Genomic DNA, 4,132 nt, shown 5'->3' on the forward strand with positions numbered 1-4,132 from the left:
AATAATAAAGTTAAAAGTATATTTGCTTAAAGTACAATAAAAAATTGTACTTTTTATTCTTTTATTGGATTTTTCTACTCAGAGTCCAGCATATTATAGGAAAATTAATTGTAAGGTTGTAGAAAAAGTATTTAGTATTTTATTTCTCTTGACTACATTACAATATGGAGAGATATTAGCTACTGAAATTAAAGTTACGCACTATTTAAAATTTATGGAGGTTTAGTAATGTGGAGTAGACTGGTTATAATGTGCTGTTTTTGTTTATTACTTACTGGTGTAAGTTCTTGCCCAAAAAAAGGAGCAAATACAACAAATAAAATAAATTCTGTTGTTAAGCAGATAGGTGATAAAAGAGTTTTCTTTGGTTATGATGAATCTAGTATTGCTGAAGTAAGTGCAGATGCATTACTTGACGTAATGGAGGTGTTACAAGATAACCCTGACGCGAAGGTTACTTTAACTGGTCACACTGACAACCGTGGTTCTCATGAATATAATCTTGCGCTAGGCGCTAGAAGGGCTGATGCAGCTAAAAAATTTATGGTTAGTTGTACACCCTACATAGAAAACAGAATAAAAACTGCTTCTAAAGGTGAAACTGAGCCTTTGGTTAATGTAAAAGATGATTCTAGAAATTCTAAATATGAAAAAGAGCATGCTAAAAATCGTAGAGTGGAATTTTCATTTTCTGGAATAAAGAAATAGTTTCTTGCATTAAAACCTGGATCCCAGTGTCAAACACTGGGATGACATAAAGAAAGGGCACTGGGGTAGACAAAAAAGGACAAACTTGTCATATTTCGTTGCTTGTTAGCGGGATCTATATATACCACAAATAAGTCGCGGTATGACGTAAGAGATCTGACCTGTCTGGCCATCAAGAGACATAATGGAATTAGAGTTATTATTTCAAAATGTGGTTAATAGTTTTGCTTTCTATAACAATCAAGTTGCAGTTGCAGTATCAGGTGGTGTAGATAGTATAGTCTTACTGCACTTAATGACTAACTGGGCAAAAAAAAACAAGCTTTCACTTCCTATAGCATTAACAGTAAATCATGGATTACGTCCAGAGTCTCAAAAAGAAGCTGATTTTGTTGTAAGTTATGCAAAGGAACTTGGAGCAAAGGAATCGTTCATATTAAATTGGGAGAAGCAAAATATTAAAGGCAATATTCAGTTACAGGCACGAAAAGCACGGTATAAGTTACTAGCAGAGTGGTGTAAAAATAATAATGTTAAATATTTACTTGTTGCTCATCACAAAGATGATCAAGCAGAAACGTTCTTGTTAAGATTAGAGCGAGGTAGTGGCGTAGATGGATTATCATCAATGGACTACAAGTCTTTCCTAAATGGTATTTATATATTTAGGCCATTGTTAAATTTTAGTCGTAGTGAAATAGAAAAGTACGCTAAGCTTCATCGGTTAAAATGGATCGAAGATAGAAGCAATCATGACTTAAAATACAGACGAACTTTATACCGTAACTTACTTAAAGCAAGTGATAATCAAGAGATTTTAACAGAGCGAATATGCCTCACAGCCCTTCATATGAAAAGAGCTGCAAAAGCGTTGATGCACTACACACGCCTTGCGTTTAATGACTGCGTTAATGTGCATGATCTTGGTTATATTGAAATTAAACTAAGTGAATTTTATCAATTGCCAGAGGAAATAGCCTTGAGGCTTCTTCTTTACTCTATAATGGCAATTGCCAGTAAACATTATAAACCAAGGTACAGCAGCCTCATTGCAATATTTAATAGAATATTGCAAAAGGATAGTAATGTTAACTGTACACTTTCTGGGTGTAAAATAAGAAAGTATGGAGAAAATATCTTAATAATTAGAGAATCGTCAAGGATACAAGAAATTACCGTAAACCTACCTTTAAATGAACCTACCCAATGGGATAACAGATTTAGCTGCACAATACTCGGAAATCAAGGGTGTTCAGTTATCATCGCTCCATTAAAAAAAACACAAAAAGTTCCTGAATTTCTGAAGGATTACAACTGCTGCCCTGAAGTTTTCTACTCTTTGCCTACAGTACAAAAAGATAGCAAGGTGCTTGCTTATCCTGATGTAAATTATAACGGAAAAAATACCAATGACGATAAGGTTCAATGCATTATTAATAGCACGATAAAACAAAATTTGGTAAGCTTGATTAGTATTTAGTTAGAAATAGAAATGAAAAAATTTTTAGAAGGCTTATTGATCTGGTTAGTAATTATTGTTCTTATTTCAGTTGCTTATATTCAATTCAGCGGAAATGTAGGTAAAAGTAAAACAATTATACCTTTTTCGGAATTTTTAACTAGACTAGAAGACAATGATGTAGAAAATATTGTCATAAAAAACCAGAGCATTGAAGGCAAGTTCAGGGACGGTTCAAGTTTCAATTCAAGCGGTGTCATATGTAGCGACCTAATAAAAAATTTACATGATAGAAAAGTGAGATTCTCCTTTTCAACTGGAGATTCTGCCATGAACGTAATTGGTGGATTACTTATCTCATGGGTCCCAACATTTATCTTTATTGGCTTTTTGCTATTCTTTCTTAAACAAACACAAGCGGGAGGCAACAGCACTATAAGCTTTGGCAAGTCAAGGGCTAGACTCATGACTAGTGGAAAAAAAGTAACATTTGATGATGTTGCTGGAATTGATGAAGCAAAAGAAGAGCTAGTAGAGATCGTTGATTTCCTTAAACAAAGGCAAAAATTTCAAATATTAGGTGGAAAAATACCAAAAGGGTGCCTTTTAATTGGCTCTCCTGGAACTGGTAAAACTTTACTTGCTCGTGCAATTGCAGGAGAAGCTAATGTGCCATTCTTTAGCATTTCTGGATCTGATTTTGTTGAAATGTTTGTTGGTGTTGGTGCGAGCCGTGTTCGTGATATGTTTGATCAAGGCAAGAAAAATGCTCCTTGTATAATTTTTATAGATGAGATAGATGCGGTGGGTAGACATCGTGGCATTGGTCTTGGTGGCGGCAATGATGAAAGAGAACAAACATTAAATCAGTTATTAGTTGAGATGGATGGCTTTGAGTCTAATGGAGGTGTAATAATAATTGCTGCGACTAACCGTCCGGATGTCTTAGATCCAGCACTGCTTAGACCTGGTCGTTTTGACCGACAGATTACTATTTCTTTACCCGATATAAATGGGCGTGAAAAGATATTAAATACTCATATAAAGAAAATATCAATAGCACCAGATGTAAACGTGAAAACAGTTGCAAGAGGAACACCAGGTTTTTCAGGGGCTGATCTAGCAAATTTGGTGAATGAATCTGCACTTATCGCTGCAAGAAGAAACAAGAAAATTGTTACCATGGATGATTTTGAATATGCACGTGATAAAGTAATGATGGGCGTAGAAAGACGATCCCTAATTATGACAGAAGAGGAAAAGAGACTGACTGCATACCATGAAGCTGGTCATGCGATAATTGCGGTTAATATGCCTGCTTCTGATCCTATACACAAGGCAACAATCATTCCAAGAGGTATGGCCTTAGGTTTAGTTATGAGACTACCGGAAACAGATAGAGTGTCCCACACAAGAGAAAAGCTGATAGCAGATATAACTGTTGCCATGGGTGGCAGGGCAGCAGAAGAGTTAATTTTTGGCTACGATAAAGTTACAAGTGGCGCGTCTTCTGATATACGACAAGCATCTAACATAGCACGTGCTATGGTAAAAAAATGTGGAATGAATGATGAGATAGGGCTAGTGTATCACAATCGTGAGCAGCAAGATCCACAACATCCTCATATGACATCTGAAGATACGCTAAAGCTCATAGATGAAGAAGTGAAAAAAATCATATCTTCTTGCTATGAAAAAGCAAAAGACATTTTGACCAAGCAGAAGAAAGGCTTAGAGCTTATTGCTGAAAATCTACTGGAGTTTGAAACTTTAACAGGAGATGAAATAAAGGATATACTAAACGGAAAAAAAATTGTTAGAGAAGAAAATGAGAAGAATGAGAAAGTAAAAAAATCCTCTCTCTATGAGAGTTGACCTCATCTTAAAAATGCTAATCAGCTAACGCTGCAATAAAACATTCAGAATTGTAACTGTCAATATAAATTGTATTAAAATGTTCATAAT

At 35.1% G+C, this 4,132-nt stretch carries 3 protein-coding genes; all 3 read left to right on the top strand.

Annotated elements, in window-relative coordinates; all coding sequences use genetic code 11:
* The first annotated feature begins 228 nt into the window (after nt 1-228).
* Nucleotides 229-708: an OmpA family protein gene (locus OZD62_RS00080; RefSeq protein WP_010081889.1), complete on the top strand. Its 480-nt coding sequence runs from the start codon at nt 229-231 to the stop codon at nt 706-708.
* Between the two features lie 184 nt (nt 709-892).
* Complete coding sequence (gene tilS, locus OZD62_RS00085; RefSeq protein WP_208571594.1) at nt 893-2,188, top strand: tRNA lysidine(34) synthetase TilS; 1,296 nt, start codon at nt 893-895, stop codon at nt 2,186-2,188.
* Nucleotides 2,189-2,200: 12 nt separating this feature from the next.
* Complete coding sequence (ftsH, locus tag OZD62_RS00090) at nt 2,201-4,042, top strand: ATP-dependent zinc metalloprotease FtsH (RefSeq protein WP_275019158.1); 1,842 nt, start codon at nt 2,201-2,203, stop codon at nt 4,040-4,042.
* The last annotated feature ends 90 nt before the right edge of the window (nt 4,043-4,132 follow it).

The organism is Wolbachia endosymbiont of Drosophila seguyi, from assembly GCF_028981765.1.
Lineage (GTDB): Bacteria > Pseudomonadota > Alphaproteobacteria > Rickettsiales > Anaplasmataceae > Wolbachia > Wolbachia pipientis.